Annotated in this window: 20 protein-coding genes and 1 tRNA gene; 8 read left to right on the top strand and 13 right to left on the bottom strand. The window is 47.5% G+C overall.

The genetic code is table 11. The features are described from left to right. Positions 1-119 precede the first annotated feature (119 nt). The 4 genes from Q1B11_RS16570 to Q1B11_RS16585 all read right to left on the bottom strand — a co-directional run bounded on the left by Q1B11_RS16570 (position 120) and on the right by Q1B11_RS16585 (position 1,517). Positions 120-206 (bottom strand) — tRNA-Leu (locus Q1B11_RS16570). A 143-nt stretch (positions 207-349) separates the two neighbouring features. After that, positions 350-709, bottom strand: coding sequence for a helicase (locus tag Q1B11_RS16575; protein WP_299734449.1), 360 nt, complete (start codon positions 707-709; stop codon positions 350-352). A 161-nt stretch (positions 710-870) separates the two neighbouring features. Beyond that, the gene (locus Q1B11_RS16580; RefSeq protein ID WP_299734451.1) at positions 871-1,146 is read right to left on the bottom strand and encodes an HU family DNA-binding protein; all 276 of its coding nucleotides are present in this window, start codon (positions 1,144-1,146) and stop codon (positions 871-873) included. A gap of 200 nt (positions 1,147-1,346) precedes the next feature. Next, on the bottom strand, positions 1,347-1,517 hold the full coding sequence (locus Q1B11_RS16585; protein WP_067518393.1) for a rubredoxin: 171 nt from the start codon (positions 1,515-1,517) through the stop codon (positions 1,347-1,349). 134 nt (positions 1,518-1,651) lie between these two features. Here Q1B11_RS16585 and Q1B11_RS16590 point away from each other — a divergent pair, with 134 nt between their 5' ends. The 5 genes from Q1B11_RS16590 to Q1B11_RS16610 all read left to right on the top strand — a co-directional run bounded on the left by Q1B11_RS16590 (position 1,652) and on the right by Q1B11_RS16610 (position 7,067). Beyond that, positions 1,652-3,322, top strand: a complete 1,671-nt coding sequence (locus Q1B11_RS16590; RefSeq protein WP_299734453.1) for an ABC transporter ATP-binding protein — start codon at positions 1,652-1,654, stop codon at positions 3,320-3,322. Then, positions 3,319-4,425 carry an ABC transporter permease gene (locus Q1B11_RS16595; protein WP_299734455.1) on the top strand — a complete coding sequence of 369 codons (1,107 nt, stop codon included), beginning with the start codon at positions 3,319-3,321 and terminating at the stop codon, positions 4,423-4,425. Before Q1B11_RS16590 ends, Q1B11_RS16595 begins: the two co-directional genes overlap by 4 nt. Next, positions 4,425-5,351, top strand: a complete 927-nt coding sequence (locus tag Q1B11_RS16600) for an ABC transporter permease (RefSeq protein ID WP_299734457.1) — start codon at positions 4,425-4,427, stop codon at positions 5,349-5,351. The genes Q1B11_RS16595 and Q1B11_RS16600 overlap by 1 nt, the downstream gene beginning before the upstream one ends. 39 nt (positions 5,352-5,390) lie before the next feature. Next, positions 5,391-6,476, top strand: a complete 1,086-nt coding sequence (locus Q1B11_RS16605; RefSeq protein WP_299734459.1) for a BMP family ABC transporter substrate-binding protein — start codon at positions 5,391-5,393, stop codon at positions 6,474-6,476. 66 nt (positions 6,477-6,542) lie between these two features. After that, positions 6,543-7,067, top strand: a complete 525-nt coding sequence (locus Q1B11_RS16610) for a chorismate lyase (RefSeq protein ID WP_299734460.1) — start codon at positions 6,543-6,545, stop codon at positions 7,065-7,067. Here the strand turns inward: Q1B11_RS16610 and Q1B11_RS16615 are convergent. Continuing rightward, a complete protein-coding gene (locus tag Q1B11_RS16615) occupies positions 7,060-7,839 on the bottom strand; it encodes a DUF3050 domain-containing protein (RefSeq protein WP_299734462.1) in 780 nt (259 codons plus the stop codon). The genes Q1B11_RS16610 and Q1B11_RS16615 overlap by 8 nt on opposite strands. Positions 7,840-8,012: 173 nt before the next feature. Between Q1B11_RS16615 and ubiA the strand changes: the two genes are divergently transcribed. From ubiA to phoR, 3 genes are all read left to right on the top strand, one after another. Beyond that, positions 8,013-8,921, top strand: coding sequence for a 4-hydroxybenzoate octaprenyltransferase (ubiA, locus tag Q1B11_RS16620; protein ID WP_299734464.1), 909 nt, complete (start codon positions 8,013-8,015; stop codon positions 8,919-8,921). A gap of 354 nt (positions 8,922-9,275) precedes the next feature. Beyond that, the gene (gene phoB / locus Q1B11_RS16625) at positions 9,276-9,968 is read left to right on the top strand and encodes a phosphate regulon transcriptional regulator PhoB (RefSeq protein ID WP_067517363.1); all 693 of its coding nucleotides are present in this window, start codon (positions 9,276-9,278) and stop codon (positions 9,966-9,968) included. 33 nt (positions 9,969-10,001) lie between these two features. Next, on the top strand, positions 10,002-11,330 hold the full coding sequence (gene phoR / locus Q1B11_RS16630) for a phosphate regulon sensor histidine kinase PhoR (protein ID WP_299734468.1): 1,329 nt from the start codon (positions 10,002-10,004) through the stop codon (positions 11,328-11,330). A 64-nt stretch (positions 11,331-11,394) separates the two neighbouring features. Here the strand turns inward: phoR and Q1B11_RS16635 are convergent, their stop codons facing one another. The 8 genes from Q1B11_RS16635 to Q1B11_RS16670 all read right to left on the bottom strand — a co-directional run bounded on the left by Q1B11_RS16635 (position 11,395) and on the right by Q1B11_RS16670 (position 21,636). Further along, entirely contained in the window at positions 11,395-11,838 is a 444-nt protein-coding gene (locus Q1B11_RS16635) for an H-NS family nucleoid-associated regulatory protein (RefSeq protein WP_299734470.1), read from the bottom strand. Positions 11,839-12,272: 434 nt separating this feature from the next. Then, complete coding sequence (locus Q1B11_RS16640; RefSeq protein ID WP_067583773.1) at positions 12,273-13,781, bottom strand: SpoVR family protein; 1,509 nt, start codon at positions 13,779-13,781, stop codon at positions 12,273-12,275. After that, positions 13,778-15,058, bottom strand: a complete 1,281-nt coding sequence (locus Q1B11_RS16645; RefSeq protein WP_299734474.1) for a YeaH/YhbH family protein — start codon at positions 15,056-15,058, stop codon at positions 13,778-13,780. The genes Q1B11_RS16640 and Q1B11_RS16645 overlap by 4 nt, the downstream gene beginning before the upstream one ends. Positions 15,059-15,133: 75 nt before the next feature. Beyond that, a complete protein-coding gene (locus Q1B11_RS16650; RefSeq protein WP_299734476.1) occupies positions 15,134-17,056 on the bottom strand; it encodes a PrkA family serine protein kinase in 1,923 nt (640 codons plus the stop codon). A gap of 319 nt (positions 17,057-17,375) precedes the next feature. Continuing rightward, complete coding sequence (locus tag Q1B11_RS16655) at positions 17,376-18,464, bottom strand: dihydrolipoamide acetyltransferase family protein (RefSeq protein WP_299734478.1); 1,089 nt, start codon at positions 18,462-18,464, stop codon at positions 17,376-17,378. A gap of 22 nt (positions 18,465-18,486) precedes the next feature. After that, positions 18,487-19,467, bottom strand: coding sequence for an alpha-ketoacid dehydrogenase subunit beta (locus tag Q1B11_RS16660; RefSeq protein ID WP_299734480.1), 981 nt, complete (start codon positions 19,465-19,467; stop codon positions 18,487-18,489). Beyond that, on the bottom strand, positions 19,460-20,569 hold the full coding sequence (pdhA, locus tag Q1B11_RS16665) for a pyruvate dehydrogenase (acetyl-transferring) E1 component subunit alpha (RefSeq protein WP_299734482.1): 1,110 nt from the start codon (positions 20,567-20,569) through the stop codon (positions 19,460-19,462). The genes Q1B11_RS16660 and pdhA overlap by 8 nt, the downstream gene beginning before the upstream one ends. A gap of 20 nt (positions 20,570-20,589) precedes the next feature. Continuing rightward, positions 20,590-21,636: a Glu/Leu/Phe/Val dehydrogenase dimerization domain-containing protein gene (locus Q1B11_RS16670; RefSeq protein WP_299734484.1), complete on the bottom strand. Its 1,047-nt coding sequence runs from the start codon at positions 21,634-21,636 to the stop codon at positions 20,590-20,592. Positions 21,637-21,975 lie beyond the last annotated feature (339 nt).

A 21,975-nucleotide genomic window follows, 5' to 3' on the forward strand; every position in this document is an offset into this window, starting at 1 on the left:
GAGAAGACTCGAACTTCCACGCCCTTTCGGACACTAGCACCTGAAGCTAGCGCGTCTACCAATTCCGCCACCTGGGCAAAGCGTTATGTTTTGGACAATGTGCAAGGTAATCATTGATTTGGTGCCCAGGAGAAGACTCGAACTTCCACGCCCTTTCGGACACTAGCACCTGAAGCTAGCGCGTCTACCAATTCCGCCACCTGGGCCTTGCCACCGCCGTCCAACATCTCAGCGATGCGGCGCATAATAGAGATCAGCCTTCAGGCTGTCAACCAATAAAATACGATGATTTCATAACCAGATGACAGACAGGCAATCTCTTTACCCAACAATAGGTTATTAGGATTTGTTAACGTTTCATTGCCGCGGTCATGGATTGGAACCACATGATCTTACTGAGGTCTCCAGAAGCAACAATGTCTTTATCCTGCACACCTTTCATAAAGGCAACCTGAGATTTCTTTGCAGTCAGAATTTCAAAGCCTTTTTTGGCAGAGGAAAAGGACAGTTCAAAGGTTGGTTCTGAGGTCGTGCCGGATTTCGAATAGACCTTTTCATCTTTAACAACAAAGTGTCGGGCAACACCGTCTTTACTGCTCAATTGAAAAGTCAGGTTCTGATCTTTCAGGGCTTTCTGAAAAGCGGCGCTTTTTTTGCTGGCGCGCTTCATCATCTGACCAAGAATCCATAACAACATTCGGAACTTCACAGGATTCTCCTGCCATCGATTTACTTAAGGAAATAAGCAGGAAAACACTCCCCTTCCATTCTGCTCTTTTCAGAGCAAAACAGTGGGAAAATGTTTTCTGAAGAGAAATTTTCGAGGAATAACACCGCGACTCAAGGCTCTACTGCTTTGCCACTGAATAATCAGGCATTCACAGCATCTTTCAGCGCCTTGCCTGGTTTGAAGGCAACGGTTTTGCTGGCTTTAATCTGGATGGTTTCACCGGTTTGCGGGTTTTTGCCGGTTCGGGCAGCACGGCTGCGCTGCTCAAAAGTACCAAAGCCAACAAGGCTTACAGCATCGCCGTTTTTAGCTGCGCCGGTAATGGCATCAAGAATAGCGTTCAGTGCCAGAGTGGCCTTTTCTTTGCTGATATCCGCTTCGTCAGCAATCACGTTGACCAGGTCAGGTTTACGCATGGTAATTACACTCCATTTTTGTTTTTCTTGTTTTTTCCCTTAGGGCAAGGGAGTTCCCCTTTTCTGAGCAAGGACTACTTGGCTCTTCCTGCAGACTATTGGCTCACAGACAGCAACAGACTAAAACACCGATGCCCGTAGGGCAATAGCTCAAGCCCACAGTTTCCCGGTTTTTCATGAAAAAGCCGTGTATTTGTCATTCAGTCGGTTATTTCAATCATTTCAAAATCGCTTTTACCAACACCACAATCCGGACACAGCCAGTCTTCAGGCACTGCTTCCCATGGTGTGCCGGCAGGAATCCCATCCTCCGGCCAACCGCTGGATTCATCATAGATAAATCCACAAACCAAGCATCGCCATTTTTTCATTCTGAACTCCATTGTCACAAAATAGTAAACATAGCGATCTTCTGGCAAAATGCTGGATTCCAGCCTGACTCTCTTTCAGGTTGCTACAGTGATGAACGGATTCGTCAGCAATAATAATTACATCAGAGATCACGATGCCTGCAAGCCACGCAGCTGCTCCCGGAGCTTCACAGCCTACAGAGACACAACGCCGTTCTTCTGAAAATACGATTAAAAGCAATACAGTGTCACCTGATTCTTTTCGTATTCGTTGCCAGAACATTACCAAGGCGTACCCCGGTGTTGTCGCCAATGATCAGATAAGCCTTGCCATTCGCCCGGGAGAAATACACGCCCTGCTAGGTGAAAACGGCGCCGGCAAAAGCACCCTGATGAAAATACTCTATGGCGTAACGGCTCCGGATGCAGGCAATATTTGGTTCGATGATCAACCTATCGCCTTAAAATCCCCAGCCCAAGCCAGACGACTGGGGATCGGTATGGTCTTCCAGCATTTCTCACTGTTCGAAACCCTGACCGTCGTTGAAAACATTGCACTCTCTCTGGATAAACAGCAGGCAGGTAATCTCAAGAATCTTGCCAAGCGCATAGAAACCATTTCATCTCATTACGGCATGCCCGTGGATCCTCATCGTCACGTTCATAGCCTATCCACCGGCGAACGACAGCGGGTTGAGATTATTCGTTGTCTGGTTCAGGACATTAGCCTGCTGATTCTTGATGAGCCCACCTCAGTTCTGACCCCACAAGAGGTCAGCAACCTGTTCAAAACTCTCAAAAAGCTTGCGACAGAAGGCTGCAGCCTTCTATTTATCAGCCATAAGCTTCAGGAAGTGAAAGCGCTCTGCGATCAGGCAACGGTGTTACGCCAAGGTAAGATTGCCGGCACCTGCGATCCAAGAACCACCAGCACTGAAGCCATGGCCAGTATGATGGTTGGCAATCAAACGACGCTTGGCAAACGTTACCGTTTTTCCACAGGTACGAAGAAAACTCACTGTCTGGAGATTTGCGACCTTACAGAACTTTCTTCCAGTGAGTTTGGCACCACGTTAAAAGAAATCAATTTATCCATTCAACCCGGGGAGATCCTTGGTATTGCCGGTGTCGCCGGTAACGGGCAAAAAGAGTTGCTGCGCTTCCTCAGTGGCGAGGATCTCACCTCTTCCGCTGAAAGCATCAAACTCAAAGGTAAGAACATTGGGCAACTGACACCGGGTAAACGACGCAAACTGGGCGTTGCTGTTGTTCCGGAAGAGCGCCTTGGTCGTGGTGCTGTGCCGGATATGTCGTTATCTGAGAACGGATTACTGACAGGGTTTCTGCAAAACCTGATAGCTCGCGGTTTTCTGCAACGGGGGCGAATTCACGGGTATGCGAACCGTGTTATTGATCAGTTCCGCGTTAAAGCCAATGGTCATGGCGCGGATGCCAAAAGTCTTTCCGGTGGTAATCTTCAAAAGTTCATTATTGGTCGGGAAATTATTCAGAACCCTGAGCTACTGATCTGCGCCAGCCCCACCTGGGGTGTGGATGTTGGAGCGGCCAATATTATTCATGAAGCGTTGATTGATCTTCGGGATAAAGGCGCTGCCATTATTGTCATCTCCGAAGATCTTGATGAGCTCTTTCAGATTTCTGACCGCATTGGTGCCTTGTGCCATGGCAACCTGTCTCCGATCAAACCGCTGCAACACACCTCTATCAACGAAGTAGGTCAATGGATGGCCGGTGTTTTTGACACTGAATTTCAGGATGAACAACTTCATTCAGAAACACCGGTTAAGGAGTACGAACTCTCATGAGAATAGCCATTGAGCGTCGTCCTTACGATTCCAACCTGATGAAATATCTGTCACCAGTGCTGGCCATTGTCCTGACCTTAATCAGCGGCGGACTGATTTTTATGATTCAGGGTCAAGATCCCTGGGCAGGTTTATATACGTTTTTTATTCTGCCAGTGTCGGACAGTTATGGCTGGTCTGAGCTTGGGGTAAAGGCGGCACCCGTCTTGTTATGCGCTATGGGGCTGTCGGTTTGTTATCGAGCCAACATCTGGAATATTGGCGCTGAAGGTCAGCTTTTGATGGGCGCCTTAATCGGCAGCTGGGCCGCACTCAGCTGGATGGACTCATCCAGTTCATGGGTTCTGCCCGCCGTTTTGGCTTGCGGTGCCATTGGTGGTTTGCTGTGGGCGCTGATTCCTGCCGTACTGAAAAATCATTTTAATACCAATGAAATCCTCACCAGCATCATGCTGAATTACATTGCCTTGAACCTTTTACTGTTAGCGGTTCACGGGCCTTTGAAAGATCCCCATGGTTTTAATTTCCCGGAATCAGCACTGTTCACTGATGCCGTCACACTGCCCATTATTATGGAAGGCACCCGGCTGCACCTTGGCCTGATATTAGGGCTGTTTGCGGTAGCAACGCTCTGGGTCGTCATGGCCAGAACGTTTCTTGGCTTTCAACTTAAGGTCATTGGATTAGACGCAAGCGCTGGCCATTTTGCCGGTTACCAACAACGGCGTCTGGTTTACTTCAGCCTTCTATTGTGCGGCGCTCTGGCAGGCCTGGCAGGTATTTCAGAAGTGACGGGGCCAATTGGACAACTCGTGCCGTCTGTTTCACCGGGATACGGTTATGCCGCCATTATTGTTGCCTTTCTTGGCCGGCTTCACCCTGTTGGTATTTTGCTGGCCAGCCTCTTGATGGCGCTTGTCTATATGGGCGGAGAAATGGGGCAAATTGACCTCGGCCTGCCACTGGCTCTTGGCAGCCTGTTTCAGGGCATGCTGCTGTTTTATTTGCTGGCCTGTGATTTCCTGATCAGTTATCGCCTGCGCATACAGCCTTCCGTTAAACCAATGGCCTTCCCAGACACCAGCACAGGAGTCAGCCAGTAATGGATATTGAACTGTTGACCAATATTCTCTTTGCCATGGTCCGCACCGGAACCCCTCTTTTATTGGTTGCCCTCGGGGAGTTAGTCTGCGAGAAAAGTGGCGTTCTGAATCTTGGGCAAGAAGGCATGATGCTCATGGGTGCCGTGGTTGGTTTTATTGCTGCATTGACCACAGGCAATTTGATGCTCGGTGTGATGATGGGGATTATGGCCGGTATGGCCATGGCCTGCCTGTTTGGCGTATTGGCAATCCAACTCCGTGCTAATCAAGTCGCCACCGGGCTGGCACTGACCATTTTTGGTGCAGGATTGAGCGCCTATATTGGTACCGATTATGTTGGCCAGGGGCTGAGTGGATTTCAGCCTTTTATTGTTCCGCTACTGTCGGATATTCCTGTTTTGGGGAAAGTCCTGTTTAGTCAGGATGCGCTGGTCTACCTGTCGTTTATTATTTGCATAGTACTTTGGTTGTTCTTCAAATTCAGCCGACCTGGCCTAATGATTAAAGCCATTGGCGAAAGCCCTTATTCAGCCACTGCCGTTGGTTTGCCCGTCATTCCGGCTCGATGGATAGCCCTGTTATTTGGCGGCGCCATGGCGGGCATGGGTGGTGCTTATCTTTCTCTGGCCTACACCCCTTTATGGGCAGAAGGCATGACTGCTGGCCGTGGCTGGATTGGCCTGGCTTTGGTGGTGTTTGCCAGCTGGAAAGTAGAACGAGTATTGCTGGGTGCCTGGCTGTTCGGACTGGCAAGCATTATGCATCTGGTTTTGCAGGGAATGGGCGCCTCCATCTCTTCAAATCTGTTGGCCACACTGCCTTATCTGGCCACTATTGTTGTACTGGTGTTGTTGTCCAGTAACCAGTCGCGGAGTCGTATGTTGGCTCCGATGTCGCTGGGAAAGCCGTATCATCCTGCGGGATAAAAAAGAATAAACACAATAAATAAAAAAGGAGCTGAACTGATGAAATCCTTTATCAAAAAAGCCATCGTCTCGGTGGCAACTGCTGGATTGGTGGCTTTATCCACCTTGTCTGCCGCTGTGGAAAAGCCACTGAAAATTGGCTTCGTTTACGTCGGCCCGGTAAGCGACGCTGGCTGGACTTTTGGCCACGACGAAGGTCGTCTGGAGATGTTAGAAAAGCTGGGCAACAACGTTGAAACCACTTATGTTGAAAGTGTTTCCGAAGGCGCCGATGCTGAGCGTGTTATCCGCAAACTGGCGCAACAGGGTCACGATCTGATCTTCACCACCTCTTTTGGTTACATGAACCCAACCCTGAAAGTGGCCAAACAGTTCCCTGACGTTAAGTTCCAACACGCGACGGGTTACAAGCGTGGCAAAAACGTGGGCACTTACTCTGCTCGTTTTTATGAAGGTCGTTACCTGACGGGTGTGATCGCCGGTCACATGACGGAATCTAATGTCATTGGTTATGTCGGTTCTTTCCCGATTCCCGAAGTAGTTCAGGGTATCAATGCCTTTACCCTTGGTCTGCGCAGTGTTAATCCTGATGCGACGGTGAAGGTTGTGTGGATCAACAGCTGGTACGACCCGGCCAAAGAGCGCGAAGCTGCTGAATCTCTGATCGCTCAGGGTGCTGATATCATCAACCAGCACACCGACTCTCCGGCACCGGTTCAGGCTGCACAGGATAAGGGCGTTTATGCTTTCGGTTATGACACTGATATGTCCAGCTTCGGCCCTGATGCGCACCTGACTGGCAGCATGGTTCACTGGGGTGGTTTCTACTCCGATACGGCCAAAGCGGTGCTGGAAAAGCAGTGGAAGGCGGAAGATGTATGGGGCGGTTTTGCTGCCGGCATGGTAGAGATGGCACCTTACAACAAAGCCATTCCTGAAGACGTGGTCGCCCAGGTTGAAGCGCTGAAACAACAAATCGCCGATGGAACCTTTGCCATTTTTGAAGGTCCGATCAAAGCACAGGATGCTTCGATCAAAGTCTCTGAGGGTACAAAACTCAATGATGGTGATATTCTGTCTATGAATTGGTATGTGGAGGGTGTTGAGGGAACATTGCCTAATTAATCTCCCCTCCTGCTTTTTGACAGAACCTGAAGCTGGGTTTCCAGCTTCAGGCAGGATGTACTGCTGATGCCCCTGAGACACATAAAAGAATGGCAACCTGCCCTGCAGGCTGAAGGAATTCCCGAAACTCTGCGGGAAATGATTCTGGATAACCACTCCCTTACCCAGCGGCTGAAGCAGTTACATCATCAGGAATTTTTTGTGCGGGTGCTCTGCCATGAATGGCAGGAACCGATCTCTGAAGAAAAAGCTTTTTTGCACTGCGATGACCAGCGCGCCAGCATTCGAGAAGTGCTGCTGTTTGGCTCAGGCAAACCTGTGGTATTTGCTCGAAGTGTATTACCGGAATCCAGCCTGATGGGAGACAATGCCGAGCTGCTCAACCTTGGTGATAAACCTCTCGGCGAATACATTTTCAGCCAACCTGATCTGCGCCGGGGTCCAATCGAAGTGGCGCCCTTGCCTGCCCGCCAGTTCAATCAACGAATAAATTTCACATTTGATAAAGAAACCGCCTGGGCCCGACGGTCTCTGTTTTATTTGAGAGAAAAACCCATTCTGGTATGCGAAGTGTTTTTGCCTGTTAAGTAGCTTCTTCTTGAATTTCGGTTGCAAGGACACTCAGCTCTTTCTCCAATCCGTCCCAGAATTTGATGCGCGATTGAATCGCCTGCTTTGCTTTGGATAATGCGGCCTGCTCCGCTTGATCATCACCATTAATACACTGCTTTAGCAGGCTTTCAGCGGCAGGGCCATGCTCATCACCATCCAGGGCAATATGTCGTTTCAGATAATAGGTCATGGCTGGTACGGCCTTTTCGTCCACATCCCATTGATCCAGTAACGCCGTAAACATTTCAGGAATGGCGTCCTCCCGGCCAAACAGAAAATAGCTGGCCACCTCCGGTAGCGATCCATGTTGTGCCACGTTCATGGTATCCGTTACAAAGGCCTGCACGTACTCCGGCACATTCGCCGCCCGCATTGCCAATTTGCATGAAGTACCTACCTTTACGGCATAGAGCACACTCTCTATTTTGCTGGTGTCTGCAGAGACTTCCCGCATGGCAGCAAGGTACATTTCCAGATGACTCATGGGGATTCCGTTCTGGTCTTTATCCGTTTCTTCATACAGAATGATCTCGTTGATAAAACGGGCTGAACGGGCGTCCGCTTGTGGTGTCCAGGGCAACTGCATTGCGGTGAATTCCAGCTGCAATCTTTTTGCCAACGACATAAAATCCCACACAGCAAACACATGAGCTTCCATAAACTTTGCCAGCGTTTCCATATTATGGATTTTCTGGTAAACAGCATGATTGAACAGTTGATGACGAAGCGGGCGTAACGGTTGATCAAACATGGTAGCCTCCTGCTTTGGCTTTACTGGTGCTGAGCTTGTTCGGGAGCATTGCTCAGAATTTAAGCTGTCAACTGAATGGAAGGGCAGCCATAAATATTATTCATCGGCTGAAAGATTGAGCCTATTATCAGAACTGGATTACGTTCTGATTCTAAGAATACAGATAAATACAGATGAAATTATTACAGCTCATAACAGGCTCCAATAAGAAAATTACAGAACTGCTTGATCAACACCTGCCACGCTGGAAAGACTTTGTTCAGCTGGCGCGCATTGATCGGCCCATTGGTGTTTTCCTGTTGATGTGGCCAACTCTCTGGGCACTGTGGTTGGCTGCGGATGGGATTCCCAGTACTCACAATTTACTGGTCTTCGTAGCGGGGGTTATTCTTACCCGCAGCGCAGGTTGTGTGATCAACGATTATGCTGATCGTAATGTCGATGGACACGTTAAAAGAACTCGTGAACGCCCCTTAGTCACCGGCAGGATTCAACCAAAAGAAGCGCTGATTTATGCGGCAGTATTATTCCTGCTCGCATTCCTTTTAGTGCTTACAACGAATTCACTGACTATTTCATTGTCGTTTGTCGCCTTGCTTTTTGCTGCCGCATATCCATTCGCCAAACGTTACACCTATCTGCCCCAGGTTGTTCTGGGCATAGCTTTTGGCTGTTCAATTCCCATGGCATTTACTGCAGAAGCTGGAGAGCTTACGACGCAAGCCTGGTTATTATTTACCGCGAATCTGATGTGGACTGTCGCTTATGACACACAGTACGCCATGGTAGATAGAGACGACGATATAAAAGTAGGCATTAAATCCACAGCAATCCTGTTTGGTGAAATGGATAATGTCATCATTGGTTTTTTCCAACTCACGGCTCTGATTGCGCTGATCATGGTTGGTCGACAACTGGAATTGAGCTGGCCGTTTTACATCAGCCTGACTGCCGCTGCCGCCGGTTTCTTCTGGCAGCAACGACAGACACGAAACCGCGAGCGAATGCGTTGTTTCAAGGCTTTTCTTTCTAATCATTGGATTGGGGCTATTATTTTTTTGGGAATAGCCACATCTCTTTAACTTCACATCTCTTTAAATTCAGATCAGGGTCATCACCCGATGACCTTGCCGTATTTCCGCTACCGTCATCTTTCTGTAACATTCACCCGTTGTAATACCTGAGTAGGAGGCTGTCCGAGAATAGGTTGCCCTACGCGGCAACTGCTCCTGCGTTGCTCTAGCTCCTGCATCCATGCAGTCGTGCGGTGGCAGTAAATTGGTCTAATAATTCCGTTTTGTTCAGCAAATAGCACCACTATTCACTTCACAAAACGGATTTTTTATCCTCAATTTTCTACCATCCTCGCTACGGGCGCTATTCTCGGTCAGCCTCCTAGTGGTATTGAATAACAGATTCAACCTCGGGGTATTTTCATGTCCGGTAAAACAATTTTAATCGTCGATGATGAAGCACCCATCCGTGAAATGGTGGCTATGGCTCTGGAAATGGCAGGCTATCATTGCATTGAAGCGGCTGATGCGAAACAGGCACACTCACTGGTGGTCGATCACAAGCCAGACCTTATCCTGCTTGACTGGATGCTGCCGGACATCTCTGGCATTGAGCTTGCCCGACGCCTGAAACGAGATCAAATGACGGCAGAAATTCCGATCATCATGCTGACCGCGAAAGGCGAAGAGGACCATAAAATTCAGGGTCTTGAAACCGGAGCGGATGATTACATCACCAAACCGTTTTCTCCCCGTGAGCTGGCAGCCCGGCTAAAAGCCGTACTTCGCAGAACTCAGGGTATGGATGAACAAACGCCTATCGTCGTAAAAGGTCTTGAACTGGATCCAGTCAGTCACCGTGTCAGTATTGATGGAGACCCTGCAGAAATGGGCCCAACTGAATACCGATTACTGCAATTCTTTCTCACACATCAAGAGCGAGCATACTCTCGAGGACAGTTGCTTGATCAAGTCTGGGGTGGCAATGTGTATGTTGAAGAAAGAACCGTGGATGTTCATATCCGCCGTCTAAGAAAAGCGCTGGGCAGTGACTATGAAAACTTCATTCAGACAGTCCGGGGAACGGGTTACCGATTCTCTATCAAAGCGGCATGATGCTAATATTTCTGCCTGTTAACGGAATTACCTGTGAAAACATCGATTCGCTCCTGGTTTACCGGCCGTATGATTACGGTTCTAACGGTAGGATTGATTGCCGGATGGCTGGCCGACCGGGTTTTTCTCGGGCTTTTTCTTGCCGTTCTTTTTTACCTGGCCTGGAGTCATTATCAACTCAGCAGGTTACTCAACTGGCTGAACGAAGCGTCACATAAAGAACTGGACCCTCCAGAAAGTTCGGGTATCTGGGGTGATATTTTTGACGGCATTTATCGTATACAACGAAAACATAGTCGCTCCAAACAACGCCTGACTAATGTTATTGAACGCATTCAGGAGTCTACCGCAGCCTTGAATGACGGCATTATTATGGCCGATAAAAATGGCGGGCTGGAATGGTGGAACCGTGCCGCTGGAGAGCACCTTGGATTGCAAATGCCTGACGATCAGGGGCAACCCTTGACCAACCTGGTCAGAAATCCAAAGTTTGCCGCTTATATGGAAAACAGTCGCGGTAAAGAGCCGATCAAAATTGACTCTCCTGCCCACACCAATCGTCAGCTGCAAATCGCCATTACCGTTTATGGTCAGGGCAATCGACTGCTCTTGGTAAGAGATGTCACCCGCCTACATCAGCTCGAAATTATGCGCACCGACTTTGTGGCCAATGTTTCCCATGAGTTAAGAACGCCGTTAACCGTCATATCCGGTTATCTGGAAACAATGATGGACAGCGCCGATCAAAACACCAACATCCCTCCTGTATTTAATCGGGCCCTTGGGCAAATGCAGGAACAAGCTACCCGAATGCAACGACTGATTGAAGATTTACTGCTGCTCTCCCGACTTGAAGCAACCGAACCTGAAAGACTAAACCGGTCGGTATCACTGAAACCTTTATTAAAAGGGATAGTCGACGATGCACGTGCATTAAGTGGTGATAATCAACATCAGGTCAAACTGAAGTGCGAGGATGACGCGTTTTTATCTGGCGATACCATGGAGCTTCGAAGTGCGTTCTCCAACCTGATATACAATGCTATTCGCTATACTCCGGCCGGTGGAAAAGTGACCGTAAAGTGGCATCAGAATGAAGAGGGTGGTCATTTGATAGTAGAAGACAATGGTATTGGTATTGACCCACTGTACATCCCAAGGCTGACAGAACGATTCTACCGGGTCGATAAAAGCCGCAGTAATGTAACGGGTGGCACCGGGTTGGGGCTTGCTATTGTAAAGCATGTTTTATTAAGGCATGACGGGCGAATCACCATCAGCAGCCACCCAGGCAAAGGCAGTCGGTTTACCTGTCACTTCCCACCAGCAAGAGTCATTCAACCGGAAGTTACCACAGAATAAACACGTTTTTCATACAACAAAAAAAGAGGCTAACAGCCCCTTTTTTAAATGGTAAAATCGAAACTTATCCTTCGATTTCAACCAGTGCGCAGTCAAGACGCTTCTTACCAGTACGTTCCAGATATGCCTGGAAGTCGCTTGGCAGACGGCCAGTAGTAGCACCATCCCACTTCACGCTTTCACCAGATTCAGTCTGGTATTCGAAGGTGTACTTCTGAATGTTTCTTTTACGACGCTTTGGCGCATCATCGCTAAGATCCAGATCACCCAGACCCAGATCGTTCATGGAAACGCCACGATCAGCCATGATCTGCTTGATCGCTTCAACGCTTTCCTGTTTCTTCTGACGCTTTTCTTCTTCTTTAGCGCGCACTTCCTGCTTTTCAGTCAGGACATCATTCAGTCTGGAAATAACACGTTCCAGATCTTCAGCGTGCACATCTTTGAATAGAGCACGCATACGAGTTTTACTGCTCAGGCGATGTAGAACTTCATCAAAAATATTCATTGAATATACGACTCCTTGGTCTTGATAGGACTTCCCGAAAAGGAAAATACCCATCGATTTTCAAGTTGATACTTTGTTGGCTGCGTTTATGCCCTCGGGTGCTTGTTCACCCCGATCACCTATTACTCATAGACGCGTGGGATTTACTCGATTGCCGCCGCGTATCGGCTTGAATTTCTTTGGGCAAAATACAATTAACTCGACGTCTTTATACAGCAAGATTTTTTTAGATGGAAGTACCATTATATGGATAAAATAAATAAAGTGAATAATAGACAGCAGAAAATTTTCAATTAAACATGAAAGGTAATGTACAAAAAGGACGATAAATCGTCACTTTTTAAAGACACCAGTGATTATTCTACTCGCGACTATGACAAAAGCGGATCACCGATTTAGAAAAGAAAACGACTGTTCATTAATAGCAACACCCATCACTTTTTCTTTCGCTTTTTATTTTCACTGCACTCCCAGCTTTGGGTGACCACACCGCCTTCACAAGATTCAATTTCTACATCAAACTGCCAGATCCGGTGAATATGTTTTAATAGCTCATCCGTTTCTTTACCAAGCGGTCTCCCCTGATGTTGATAGTGTCGAAGTGTCAGTTTCCTATCTCCCCGGATATCCACGTTATACACTTGAATATTAGGCTCGCGGTTACCTAAATTGTATTGCGACGCCAAAGACTCCCGAATCGCTTTATACCCCAAATCATCATGAATACTATCAACTTCAAGATAGGATTTTGACTCATCATCAAGCACCGTAAAGAGCCTTAAATCTCTCATCACTTTGGGTGATAGGAACTGCAGAATAAAGCTCTCATCCTTAAAGTTTTTCATGGCGAAATGAACAGTCTGCAACCAATCACTGCCTGCGATATCGGGAAACCACTCACGATCCTCGCTGGTCGGATTGTCACATATACGACGAATATCCATAAAAATACTAAAACCAAGAGTGTATGGATTAATGCCACTGTAATAAGGGCTGTCAAATTCTGGCTGCAGAATCACACTGGAATGGGCATGAAGAAATTCCAGCATAAACCCATCAGAGACTTTACCTTCATTGTAAAGTTCATGAATCAGGTGGTAGTGCCAGAAGCACGCCCAGCCTTCATTCATGACCTGAGTCTGCCGTTGTGGATAGTAATATTGAGCAATCTTTCTTGAGATTCTCATCAACTCACGCTGCCATGTCTCCAGTAGCGGCGCATTTTTTTCAAAGAAATACAGCAGATTTTCTTCAGGATCCGGTGGGAAGCGAGTTTCTTTTTCTTCCTCCGCTTTTTCAGTTTTAGGAATGGTTGTCCAGATGTCGTTTAATGTCCGCTGAATATATTCCGCACGCTCATCTTGTCGTGCTTTTTCCTGCTCCGCAGAAAGTGGCCGGGGTCGCTTGTATCGATTCACACCCTGATTCATCAATGCATGGCAGGCATCGATAATGTCTTCTACCGCTTCTACTCCGTATTTTTCTTCACACTGTGTAATGTAATTTTTGGCAAACAGTAAGTAATCAATAATCGACTCTGCATCCGTCCAGGTTCGGAACAGGTAATTGCCTTTAAAGAAAGAGTTATGTCCGTAGCTGGCATGCGCCAATACCAATGCCTGCATGGTAATCGTGTTTTCTTCCATCAAATAGGCAATACACGGATTGGAATTAATCACGATCTCATAGGCCAATCCCATCCGGCCACGCTGGTAGTTTTGCTGAGTATGCAAAAAATGCTTGCCGAAGCTCCAATGGTTATACATCAATGGCATACCCGTTGATGCGTAGGCATCCATCATTTGTTCAGAGCTGATAATTTCAATTTGATTCGGGTAGGTATCCAGTTGAAAGCGATCTGCCAGCCGAGCCAGCTCACGGTCATATTCCTGAATCAGCTCAAAAGTCCACTCAGGTCCCGTTGAAATTAATTGATCGCTCATGCATTTTCCTTTTTCTCAAACAGCTTCCTGAATACCGGGTAGATATCACTGGGGGCTTTTATTTGTTGCATGGCAAAGTGATCCGGAAACTTACCCGCAATCCCTTCATATTCACGCCATAAATTCTGATGAGCGCGGTCGGTAATTTCGACATAACAGTAATATTGAACCTTCTGCATAATCTCTTCTGACAGAATTTTTGTGCAAACGCTGGAGTCGCCTTCCCAGTTATCACCATCGGATGCCTGGGCGACATAAATATTCCAATCGGCCGGATTGAATCGCTTATTGATAACATCTCGAGTCATTTCCAGAGCACTGGAGACAATGGTTCCGCCGGTTTCTCTGGAATAAAAAAAGTCATCTTCATCCACTTCTTTCGCAGCCGTGTGATGGCGAATAAACACCACTTCGATCTCTTTATAATTTCTCTGGAGGAACAGGTAGAGAAGAATAAAGAACCGCTTAGCCATGTCTTTTATGTCTTGGGTCATGGAACCAGAGACGTCCATCACGCAAAAAATCACGGCTTTGTTGCTGGGTGAAGGGACTTTGACCATGTTGTTATACTTCAGGTCAAAATCATCAATGAAGGGCAGTTTTTTCAGTTTTTCATTCAGTTCTCGAATCCGCTCCTTTAACGCCAGCACCTTTTCCTGATCTGTCACTTCAGGGCTGACTTCCATTTCGCGTAGCTCTTTTTTCAGCGCTCGAATTTCACGACGATTGCCGCCGGAAAGTGCAATTCTTCGAGCATGAGCAGACTTCAATGAGCGGATAATATTTAACCGATCAGGAGAACCAGCCGTGGTATAACCCGCCTGACGGATTTTGAAATCCATCATATCTTCTAACTGTTTTCTCTCGAGGTTTGGCAGTTCAAGATTGTCGAACATGTGCTCCAAAAATTCATCGTGGTTGATCTGGAAACTGAATTCATCCATACCATCGCCACTGTTTCCGGCCTGTCCTTTACCAGAACCGGAACCACCTCCACCGCCTGGAGGTCGTTTAATACGATCCCCTGCCGTAAATTCTTTATTGCCTGGATGAACCTGTTTGTAATGACCACCCTGGCCATGACGGAACGTTGGCTCAGACAAGTCTTTATTCGGGATAGTGACTTCACTGCCGGACACAACATCGGTGATTGATCGTTTATTCACCGCGTCCGATACTGCTTTTTTAATGTGCTTTTTGTAGCGCTCCAAAAACCGCTGACGATTGACGGTACTTTTATTTTTACCGTTCAACCGTCGATCGATAATCATGCTCATGTACACATTCCTTGTGTATGCTGACTGTCGGCAACCCCGTCAGGATTACCGACCTACGACAACCTCTTACTATTTTTACTGTGATTTACGAACGCGGATATACCATTCTGCCAGCAGCCGCACCTGCTTCTCGGTATAACCTCTTTCCACCATTCGCTTCACAAATTCATTGTGCTTACGCTGATCTTCATTGCTGCCTTTGGCATTGAACGAAATGACTGGCAGTAAGTCTTCGGTATTCGAAAACATTTTCTTTTCAATCACCGAGCGCATTTTTTCATAGCTGAGCCAGCTTGGATTTCTACCTTCGTGGTTCGCTCTGGCTCTCAATACAAAATTCACCACTTCATTACGGAAATCTTTAGGATTAGCAATGCTGGCGGCTTTCTCGATTTTCTCCAACTCATCGTTGATGGCGGATCGATCGAGGATATCGCCCGTTTCAGGATCGCGATATTCCTGATCCTGAATCCAGAAATCTGCGTAGGTGATGTATCGGTCAAAAATATTTTGCCCGTACTCAGAGTAAGACTCCAGATAGGCCGTTTGAATTTCTTTACCAAGAGACTCAATGTATTTTGGCGCCAGGAACTCTTTCACAAACCTGAGATAACGCTCGTGCACTTCTTTGGGGAACTGCTGCTGTTCAATCTGTTGCTCTAGCACATACAGCATATGCACGGGATTAGCGGCTATTTCGGTTGGGTCGAAGTTAAATACTTTGGAGAGAATCTTAAACGCAAAACGAGTGGATAAACCCTCCATGCCTTCATCAACACCAGCCGCATCTCTGTACTCTTGAAGCGGCTTGGCATTCGGGTCGGTGTCCTTCAGGTTCTCACCGTCGTATACCCGCATCTTGGAGTAGACATTGGAGTTTTCCGGCTCTTTCACTCTGGAGAGAACCGTAAATTTAGCCAACATTTTTAAGGTATCTGGCGCACAAGGTGCGGACTTCAATGAGCTGTTCGACAACAGCTTTTCGTAAATCAGAATTTCTTCAGTCACCCGGGTGCAATACGGCACTTTGACAATATTCACCCGGTCAATAAAGGCTTCATTAGTCTTATTGTTTTTAAAGGTCTGCCATTCTGATTCGTTCGAGTGCGCAAGAATAACACCGTTGAAAGGAATAGCGCCCATACCCTCAGTACTGTTGTAATTGCCTTCTTGAGTGGCCGTCAAAAGAGGGTGGAGTACCTTAACTGGCGCTTTAAACATCTCCACGAATTCCATCATGCCCTGGTTAGCGCGACAGAGTGCACCGGAGAAGCTGTAAGCATCGGGGTCGTCTTGAGAATATTCTTCCAGCTGACGTATATCCACTTTACCCACCAGGCTGGAAATATCCTGATTATTTTCATCGCCGGGTTCCGTTTTAGCGATGGCGACCTGATTCAGAATACTGGGATGCAGTTTCACTACCTTGAACTTGCTGATGTCACCACCAAACTCATTCAGTCGTTTGACGGCCCAGGGTGACATGATACCGCCAAGGTAACGATTAGGAATGCCATACTCTTTTTCGAGAATATCGCTGTCTTCAGATGGGTCAAAAAGATTCAGTGGTGATTCAAAAACAGGGGAACCCTTGATCGCATAAAAAGGCACTTTTTCCATTAATGCCTTCAACCGTTCCGCCAATGATGACTTACCGCCACCCACCGGCCCTAACAAATAAAGAATCTGCTTTTTCTCCTCAAGCCCTTGAGCAGAATGCATGAAATAAGAAACAATCTGTTCTATAGCCTCTTCCATGCCATAGAACTCTTTAAACGCAGGGTATCGTTTAATCAGTTTGTTGGAGAATATACGACTGAGTCTCGTATCCCTGGAGGTGTCCACCATTTCTGGTTCGCCAATCGCCATCAACATACGTTCTGCGCCGGTCGCGTAGGCAGAAGAGTCTTCTCTACATAGAGAAAGGTACTCTTCGATCGTTAACTCTTCCTGTTGTGTTTCCTGATACCGTTGCTGATAGTTATTAAAGATATCCATGCCGTCACCAATCCCTGTCATTAGCTGAGTCTATTCACCAGTAGCCGAACTGAAAGTCACCTCTTTCATAAATGGCTATCGGCAAAGTCAGAACTTTGACCACATTTTTTTATATTTTCTGGCTCCGAGGGGTTGATGACAGAAATTCAGGTGACAACATTACTGAAAAATTGGTCATCACTCATTAGTGCCACACAAAAACAGAGACAAAAAGCGATAGAAAAATATGATGTGAAGAGACAGCACCGAGACCATCGGGAAATTCCTTTTCCCGATCACACGATTCTTCAGTTCATCATTTTATAATGTGGATTTTTGGCTACTTCTGCAACTGCTTAATCATACAATGGAGAAAGCGGGTTGCTTCACCGCCGGTGGCTGCACGATGATCAAACGACAGTGACAGAGGAAGCATTCGATGACTTTCCGGCTTGCCATTCACACTGACAATTTCTTCCCTTAAACGACCCACACCAACAATACTGACCATGGGAGGCACTACAATCGGTGTTGCATACTTGCCAGCAAACACACCAAAGTTACTCAAAGTAATGGTTGCGCCCTGCAGCTCTGAATTCGGTAGGCTTCTTTCTTCCACACCCTTTCTTAATTCTTTGATTGCTGAACGAATCTGGGTCTTTTTTATATTCCCGGCATCACGAATGACCGGAACAAACAATCCTTCCTTACTGTCCACAGCCAACCCAAGATCAACCTGATCATGCAACTGACGACTCATGGTTGCACCATCAAACCAGGCATTCAATGCAGGCTCTTCTTTGCAGGCATGCGCTAAAGCCTGAATAAGACGCACCGTAATATCTTCACCAGATTTCCAGTGATCAATATCCACATCATCAAACAACGTAACCGGCACAACAGAGGCATGGGATTCCGCCATTGAGCGCGCCATGTGTTTACGGACGCCTTGTAATGGCTCAGGGTTTTGCAATGGATATGACTTTTCAACAGGCGCATTTTTACGTTGTCTGGCAGCAGAGCCAAGATCAACATGAAATTGCTTTGCCAATGAATCCAGGCTTTTTATATTCCGCGATGAGAGCGACGATGACGCTGAATCAGGCTCAGGGGCACCGACAATAAACGACTCTTCATTAGAGGTTTCTGCCTCATTAGCCACCAATTTACCAACAACGGTACCGCTGTCTTCCTGATCAGAAACAAACTCCACCAGCGGCGCGCCCGTTAGCACTGTATCGCCAGCTTGACCACACAAACGGGCAATAACTCCGGAGCAAGGTGCAGGAACATCCACAACAGCTTTCGCTGTTTCCACAGACACCATCAAATCGTCTTCGCGGATACTGTCACCTTCTTTGATATGCCATTCGACAATATCCGCTTCGGGAATCCCTTCACCAAGGTCGGGCAAATTAAAAAAACGCATGACTTTACCTTTGTTCTCGTTATTAGTTAGCCAGTGTCTTAATGGAAGCTCTGACAATATCGTCGGTATGGGGTAAATAGTGATCCTCCATCCGATAGTAAGGCATTGTCGTATCAAACCCGGTTACTCGCTCCACCGGTGATTTCAGGTCATCAAAAGCACGTTCCATCAACCCTGCAGAGATTTCTGCCCCCACACCAAAGCTGCGACAAGCTTCATGAACAATTACACATCGTCCTGTCTTTCTTACTGAAGCCAGAATTGTCTCCATATCGAGAGGCTTAATGGTGGCAACATCAATCACCTCGGCAGAAATGCCATGTCCTTCCAATAAGCTGGCAGCCTCCATAGTTTCATTGATAGAAGCTCCCCAACTCACCAGCGTAACGTCCTGCCCGACTTTCAACGTAAAGCAGGTGTCTAAAGGCAATGGTTCACTATTTTCATCGATGGCTTTCTTACTCGCCCGGTATATGCGCTTGGGCTCAAGAAAAATAACGGGATCTGGCTCGTTAATCGCCGCGCGCAACAAGCCATAGGCTCTGACAGGGGATGAAGGAATCACCACTCTTAAGCCGGGTATATGAGCAAACAATGCTTCAGTACTTTCTGAATGGTGTTCCGGTGCATGAATACCGCCCCCGAATGGTGCGCGTAGAACTAAAGGACAGGATAAACGTCCACGGGTTCGGTTTCTCATCCGGGCTGCATGACAGATCAACTGCTCCATAGCAGGAAAGATAAAACCCATAAACTGTATTTCAGCAACTGGTTTTAACCCTTGAGCGGCCATGCCAACACTGATACCCGCAATCAGGGTTTCCGCCAGCGGTGTATCAATAACACGCTTCAAGCCGTATTTATCTCTAAGCCCCTGAGTTGCCCGAAATACACCACCATTAACGCCTATATCCTCCCCTAGCAGAACTACGTTCGGATCAGCAGCCATCGCATGATCCATTGCTAGATTCACTGCCTCAACCATTGTCAGATCTTTACTCATGGGCAGCACCTCCCTGACGCATCTGATGTCTTAACAATGCCTCTTCTTTCTGTTGGACTAACTGCGCAGGCATATTGGCGTAGTGATAATCAAAAAGATCTTCTATCTTGGGCAACGGTGTATTGAGATAGTTTTTTACGGATGCCTCAATCACACGATCAGCCTCTGCTTTCAAAGCCTGCTCTTTCTGCTCATCCCACAACCCTCGATGGTGAAGAAACTGTCGCAGTCGTTTAACTGGCTCCTTCTGCCACGCCTCTTCCAATTCAGAACTGTTGCGATAGCGACTGGCATCGTCAGCAGTTGTGTGATCACACAGGCGGTAGGTAATTGCTTCGATGACGGTTGCACCTTTACCCTGACGGGCTCTCTCGATGGCTTCGCTGATCACTTCGTGCAGGGCAATGACGTCATTACCGTCCACCTGAAACGATGGCAGTCCGGCTGCGTTACCTTTCTGACAAAGCGTAGGCGCACCAGATTGAATCTTGCGTGGAACCGAAATAGCCCACTGGTTATTGTTGATAATGTAAACGACGGGGAGCTGCCATGTTCCTGCCAAGTTCAACGCTTCGCCAAAATCACCTTTTGATGTAGCGCCATCCCCAAGGGCGCACAGCGCAACCTGCATAGGCTCACCCGCTTCATGGCGAATTTTTATTGCGGTTGCGATACCCGCCGCATGACCCGCCTGTGTCGCTATGGGTACACAATTTGGCAGGTCCTTTCCCCAGGCATCACTAGCACTGCCCCGCTCATCGCCGCCCCAGTAAAGAAGAACATCGCTAAGAGGAATCCCTCTTTTCATCAAACCAGGAAGGTCCCGATAGTAAGGAATCAGTACATCGTCTTTTTTCAAAAGTGCGGCACATACGGTACTGATGGCTTCCTGACCAAGGCAGGAAGGATAAGTCCCCATTTTACCGGTTCGTTGTAAGGCAACTGCCTTTTGATCGCCACAGCGGGCAACCACCATCGATTGGTAGTAGTCGATTAGCGTTTCAGTATTAAAAGTCCAGGATGGCAGGTTTTTCATGACTTCACCTTCCGCATCCAGATATTGTTCCATCGCTGGCTGGTTCTGTTCCGATCGAGTCATCATTCTTTCCCTATGCAAAAGACTTAAGCTGATAGCTTTGTCTGTTCGTGTCCGTAGACCATGGCTTCTGCCATTTGATCCGCAATCACACTGGCAGGAAGGCCGGTTTGATTCTGCCTGCTGAAAATCTGCAGCAACGTGTCGCTTATGTTTTGCAGTTTTCTCTGCATCTCACTGTCTGAGTGGCGCAGATAATTCATGGCAACAAAAATCAAACCACCGGAATTAATCAGGTAATCCGGCGCATAGAGAATGTTTCGATTGAAAAGGGAGTAGCCATCCTGCTCAGTCAATAATTGATTGTTGGCTGAACCGGCAATGGCAGCACAGTTGAGCTGATCGATGGTTTCACTGTTCAGGATGCCGCCCAGTCCACAGGGGCTGAATACGTCACAGGGTGCGCTGTAGATGTCCTCTGGTGCGATAACTCTGGCACCAAACGCTTTCCGACATTGTTCAACCCGTTGATGATCAATATCTGTGACCGTTAACAGTGCGCCATCGTTGTGTAATCGCCGGCAAAGTGCATAACCTACATTTCCCAAACCCTGCACTGCCACGCGCACACCTTTCAGCGATTCAGGTAAATCAGGATGCGCCTTCAGGCTGGCAAGAATGCCGTAATACACGCCTTCGGCAGTATAAGGTGCCGGGCTGCCACAACTGGATGTGCAGGTAACGTGAGCAGATTGCGAAGCGATGGTGTCCATATCCATCACCGTTGTGCCGCTGTCCATGGCCGTGGCATAACGACCACCTAACTCATTCAAAAATCGACCGAATGCCTGAAACAGTGCTTTGCGATCATATTCTCCTTCTGGCTCCATGATCACGGCTTTGCCACCACCAAGGTCTAACCCCGCAAGGGCTGCCTTGTAGCTCATGCCACGGGCTAACCGTATTGCATCGGTAATGGCTTCTTCTGAAGAGGCGTAGGGAATAATTCGACACCCTCCCAAGGCAGGGCCCCGGCGGGTACTGTGAATAGCAATGACGGATTGGAGGCCGGATGCTTCATCGTATCGACAATGAAGATCATCAAGGTGCGCCTCGGTAATCTGTCTGAACATGACGGGATCCTCCGTATGTTGCAGAGCAGCAGGCTCTGGTTCAAAGCTTGTTTATCGGCGGATTTCCGGTGAGAAAAAGTCGATAACAAGGCCATTTATTATTGTTTTAGCGCTGAGCTTTGCTCACGATCAGAGAGCAATACGCAGTTGAACATCAGGCGTTTTGTTATGTTGCCTTATACGATTACAGAAGAAATCTGAATCGGTTGTCAATACCAGAGAAATTAAGAGTCTCTTCCCAAAACCCTATAACATCTTGTTTTTGCTGATAATGATTCGTCACACATCTCAATTGTAAAGAATGGTAGTTCCATGAATGTCGATCAACAGATGCATTTT

Origin of the sequence: uncultured Endozoicomonas sp., assembly GCF_947495845.1 — a bacterium.
Lineage (GTDB): Bacteria > Pseudomonadota > Gammaproteobacteria > Pseudomonadales > Endozoicomonadaceae > Endozoicomonas.